A 4,344-nucleotide genomic window follows, 5' to 3' on the forward strand; every position below is an offset into this window, starting at 1 on the left:
TTGTTATTTTTAGATTTCTTATTATATAAAATTACTATAAAAAAATGAAATATATTAAACAATCAATTGAAAAATGAAATATTAATTAAAAAAAATTCAAATTATAAATACTAAATGAATAGAATTAAAATAAATATATAAATTTAAGTATAATGCTCATACTTTAATGTATTGTGAAATTTTTATTGTACTTTATAAACCATAACTTATAAAACTTATGTAATGTTATATTTGAACAAGTAATAAAATTGTAGATATAAATTAATCTACAAAATTTATATGAAATGGAGTTGATGCTATGACAGAATTGATGATTATAAGTGGATTAGTGCTATTGATTTGTATAACCTCTAGCAAGGTATTATATAAATTTGGAGTACCAATATTATTAATTTTTATACTATTAGGGATGTTATTTGGGTCTGATGGAATGGTTGGAATTTATTTTGACAACTATGAATTAACAAAACAATTATGTTCTATTGGGCTAATATTTATAATGTTTTTTGGGGGATTTGGAACAAATTGGAATATGGCTAGACCCGTTGCAATACCTTCTATATTAATGTCCTCATTAGGTGTAATAATTACAGCAGGTGTCACAGGTATCTTTTGTCATATGGTAATAGGAACTAGTTTATTTGAAGGTTTGCTAATTGGAGCAATAGCAGCTTCAACAGATGCAGCATCTGTATTTGCCGTATTACGTTCTCAAAAACTAAACTTAAAAGGTTCTCTTGCCTCATTATTGGAAGTTGAAAGTGGAAGTAATGACCCAATAGCATATATGTTAACACTAATTATTTTGACATTGATGAATAATTCTGGGGTAGAACTTATTGTACCAATGGTAATAAAACAAATAGCTTTTGGGCTAGCTATAGGATTTGTACTAGCAAAATTGTCTGTTTATATTTTAAGAAATTCAAACTTCGAGATAGAAGGGTTTTATGCTATATTTATAACAGCTATTGCAATACTTTCTTATGCATTTAGCGAGTATATTGGAGGAAATGGATATTTAAGTGTTTATATTTCAGGTATTATTATAGGAAATAGTAAGATACCTCTTAAAAAAAGTTTGGTTCATTTCTTTGATGGAATTTCATGGATTATGCAAATAATGTTATTTTTTATGTTAGGATTGTTATCTTTCCCTTCCAAGTTACCAAATGTATTTGGTATAGCAATGGGCATATCTATATTCATGATAGTTATTGCAAGACCATTAGCAACATTCATAGTTCTGGCAAAATTTAAATTCTCAAATAAAGAAAAATTATTCATATCATGGGTAGGTCTTAGGGGTGCTGCATCAGTAGTTTTTGCAATTCATGCAGTTACTCAAGGCGTAATCATAGAAAATGACATATTTCATATAATATTTTTTATAGCGTTACTTTCAGTAGGTATACAAGGTACATTGATACCAACTGTAGCCAAAAAACTGGACTTAGTTGATGATAATACACCTGTATTAAAAACATTTAATGATTATGATGGAGAAATTAGCTCTAAGCTTATAGAAGTAAATGTTGATGAGAGTAGCAAGTGGGCAAATAAGAGTATAATAGACTCTAATATACCAGAAGATATATTAATAGTTATGATAAAACGAAATGAGCAGGTTTTAGTACCTAAAGGTTCAACTGTAATAAAAGCAGGGGATATATTGGTATTGAGTGGAGATAGAATTGAAGAATTAATATAATTATAATTTATTTTGTATTGACTTTAACCTAAGGGGAAGGTTTAAACTTAAATTAATCAAATCTAATGCGCAGGTGATGAGATGTTTTCTATAGGAATGTTTTCTAAAATAAATAAAATAACTACAAAGACATTAAGGTATTATGAAGATATAGGCTTGTTAAAACCAGAATATGTAGATGAATTTACAAAATATAGGTACTATGCAACTGAGCAATTACCTAAATTACATCAGATAATAACTTTAAAACAAATGGGTTTATCGTTAGCTGATATAAAAAAAGCTGTAGAAAATCCTGAAGAGGTTGAAAATATTTTAATGAATAAAGAAAAAGAAATGTTAGATGTAATTAAAAGTGAAGAATATAAGCTTATTAAACTACGTAACTACCTTATGAATTTGAAAGAAGAAGTCAATATGAATGATGTAATTATTAAGTCTTTACCAAAAGTTAAAGTTGCTTCTATGAGAAAAGTATTAAAGGGGTATGATGAACTTTTCAATTTATTTCCAAATGTAATGGCTGAAGAAATGATGAAAACGGGGTGTGAATGTGCAGTTCCAGATTATTGTTTCAATATATATCATGATGGCGAATATAGAGAGACCAATATGGATGTTGAGATGTGTCAAGCTATAAATGGCTTAAAAGAAGACACAGATATATTAAAATTCAAAGAATTAGATGAAATCGAAAATGCAGTTTGTATATTACACAATGGTCCATATTCAACATTAGGAAAAACTTATGCAGATGCATTTAAATGGATAGAGGATAATAAATATGAAGTGATTGGAAATCCTAGAGAATCTTATATAGATGGTATATGGAATAAAGAGCATGAAGAAGATTGGCTAACAGAAGTTCAGATACCAGTGAAACGTGCATTATAATAGGTTTACAAAGTATAAATAAGAATAAAAAAAGAAGCTTTATCTAATTAATGAGATAGAGCTTCTTTTTTTATTCTTAGAATCCACTAGAAATGTCTTATTTATGAATTTTTATTAAAAAATTTATAAATAATTGTATTTAATATACAAAATATACATAAATATTGATATTTTATATATAAAGTTGTATATTTTCGTTAAGGATATAAAGTAGAAAAATATAAAGTATCAATTAAAACCTATATAAAGTATTTAAAGTAATGCTTTATTTGTTTTTAAATAAATCGGGTATATATAAATAGATACTGATTTTAAAGAATAGGAGGTATTTTCATGGAAATATTCGCAATAGGACACTCAAACTATCCATTTGATAAGCTTATTAATATGATAAAAAAATATAATATAAATTGTGTAGTTGACATTAGAGAAACTCCATATTCTAAATATAATATTCAATACAATAGAGAGGTATTCAACGAATCTCTTAGAAATTCTGGATTTGTATATATATACATGGGAAAAGAATTTGGAGCAAAAAGAGCCAATAAAAATGTATATACACAAGAAGGTTATGCAGATTTTGAGAAGGTGGCAAATGAAGATATATTTTTAAAAGGAATAGAAAGATTAAAAAAAGGATGTCAAATGGGTTATAAGATAGTCTTATTGGGTGCTATGCAAGAACCTATAAGATGCCACAGAAGTATTTTGGTGGGAAAAGTATTAAATGAAGAGGGATTTAATGTAAAATATATAATGCATGAAGGAAATTTAGCATATCAGGAAGACATAGAAGAATCATTGTTAGACAAGTATTTTAGTGATAGAAAACAATTGAGCATTGATAATTTATTAGGTAGTGCATTAACAAGAGAAGAAATGATACAGGAAGGATATAAGTTAGCCAATAAAGAAATAGGATATAGAACCGAGAAGATAGGTAAATAAGAATATATAAGTAACTAAACATATAATATTTATCTTAACTAAAATAATATTATGAATTTGTAATAGATAGACATGATGTGCTAACTAAAAATATTATAACTATTTAATAATACCATTAAATTTATGGTGTTTTTTAATAGCACATCATGTTATAGTGTTAAAAAATAAAATCTCTAATACTGCCATAATCAACTGTTCTATTAAGCGTAGGATGGCTGGATATAAATCTAACTGTAATTTTTGAATTCAATAAACAAGGATTTGAAGCTAAAAATATTCTATCTCCATTGACAATAGAAGTAATAGCTACTGGTAAAATATCTACAAATGTGTCATATCTATTTTTAGCAATTTGATAAGGATAATTTCCTACAAAAACAAATAGATTCAAGTCATATATATTATCAATGAACCAAGCCCATTGACCATAAACTTTGTCGATATTCATTGTACCTAAACCAATTGTATCAAAGTATGTTGCTATAGTTAAATAAATATTTTCCATGTTTTCTAAATATGAAACAGTATATCTTCTGAAACGTATGGGTGCTGTGGAAGAAATAGGATAAACCATATTTACATTTAGATTATTTGCATTTAAATTAACCAAATTATCACATCCTAAAATTAGTCTATAAAATACAATATTTAAATTGATGTGATTTTGTTACATATATGGTATAAGATTTTATATATTGAAGAAATAGTTAAGTTTTGAATAATTAAATAATATTATAGAAAATAGATAAATATATTAAGATATGCTTATTGTTATTGCTACACAATAG

The 4,344-nt window shown here is 26.2% G+C and carries 4 protein-coding genes; 3 read left to right on the top strand and 1 reads right to left on the bottom strand.

The features are described 5' to 3' along the window. The first annotated feature begins 298 nt into the window (after window positions 1–298). From KGF42_RS18730 to KGF42_RS18740, 3 genes are all read left to right on the top strand, one after another. Window positions 299–1,711 (top strand): potassium/proton antiporter, encoded by a 1,413-nt coding sequence (locus KGF42_RS18730; protein ID WP_227820911.1) that lies wholly within the window; start codon window positions 299–301, stop codon window positions 1,709–1,711. Between the two features lie 81 nt (window positions 1,712–1,792). Further along, window positions 1,793–2,605 (top strand): MerR family transcriptional regulator, encoded by an 813-nt coding sequence (locus KGF42_RS18735; RefSeq protein ID WP_227826877.1) that lies wholly within the window; start codon window positions 1,793–1,795, stop codon window positions 2,603–2,605. Window positions 2,606–2,938: 333 nt separating this feature from the next. Beyond that, entirely contained in the window at window positions 2,939–3,556 is a 618-nt protein-coding gene (locus tag KGF42_RS18740) for a DUF488 family protein (protein WP_054275458.1), read from the top strand. Window positions 3,557–3,713: 157 nt separating this feature from the next. On the opposite strand, the gene KGF42_RS18745 is transcribed toward KGF42_RS18740, so the two are convergent. Then, on the bottom strand, window positions 3,714–4,166 hold the full coding sequence (locus KGF42_RS18745; RefSeq protein WP_054275457.1) for a staygreen family protein: 453 nt from the start codon (window positions 4,164–4,166) through the stop codon (window positions 3,714–3,716). Between the last annotated feature and the right edge of the window lie 178 nt (window positions 4,167–4,344).

Origin of the sequence: Clostridioides sp. ZZV15-6383 (assembly GCF_020657735.1) — a bacterium.
In the GTDB taxonomy this organism is placed as follows: domain Bacteria; phylum Bacillota; class Clostridia; order Peptostreptococcales; family Peptostreptococcaceae; genus Clostridioides; species Clostridioides difficile_D.

Excerpts from the sequence above, each read along its gene's own strand:
- KGF42_RS18730 (WP_227820911.1), top strand. The coding sequence starts at position 299 with ATGACAGAATTGATGATTATAAGTGGATTAGTGCTATTGATTTGTATA.
- KGF42_RS18735 (WP_227826877.1), top strand. The coding sequence starts at position 1,793 with ATGTTTTCTATAGGAATGTTTTCTAAAATAAATAAAATAACTACAAAG.
- KGF42_RS18740 (WP_054275458.1), top strand. The coding sequence starts at position 2,939 with ATGGAAATATTCGCAATAGGACACTCAAACTATCCATTTGATAAGCTT.